The sequence below is a fragment of the Escherichia sp. MOD1-EC5495 genome, assembly GCF_002965965.1.
GTDB classification, from domain to species: domain Bacteria; phylum Pseudomonadota; class Gammaproteobacteria; order Enterobacterales; family Enterobacteriaceae; genus Escherichia; species Escherichia ruysiae.
In genome coordinates, this window is the sequence record NZ_PTRI01000069.1 from 1 (window position 1) to 346 (window position 346).

Sequence of the window (346 nt, forward strand, 5' to 3'; positions counted from 1 at the left end):
AACCTGCGACCAATTGATTAAAAGTCAACTGCTCTACCAACTGAGCTAACGACCCGAAGTGGTGGGTGATGACGGGATCGAACCGCCGACCCCCTCCTTGTAAGGGAGGTGCTCTCCCAGCTGAGCTAATCACCCGATATTGCGCTGGATACTACAAACTACTTCCACCTAACCCACCGTAATTAGTGGTGGGTCGTGCAGGATTCGAACCTGCGACCAATTGATTAAAAGTCAACTGCTCTACCAACTGAGCTAACGACCCGAAGTGGTGGGTGATGACGGGATCGAACCGCCGACCCCCTCCTTGTAAGGGAGGTGCTCTCCCAGCTGAGCTAATCACCCGATA

Annotated in this window: 3 tRNA genes; all 3 read right to left on the reverse strand. The window is 53.2% G+C overall.

What is annotated here, in order from left to right:
• Positions 1–59: 59 nt before the first annotated feature.
• Positions 60–135: transfer RNA gene (locus tag BEG40_RS21600), tRNA-Val, on the reverse strand.
• 51 nt (positions 136–186) lie between these two features.
• Positions 187–262 (reverse strand) — tRNA-Lys (locus BEG40_RS21605).
• A 4-nt stretch (positions 263–266) separates the two neighbouring features.
• A tRNA-Val gene (locus BEG40_RS21610) sits at positions 267–342 on the reverse strand.
• Positions 343–346: the final 4 nt, after the last annotated feature.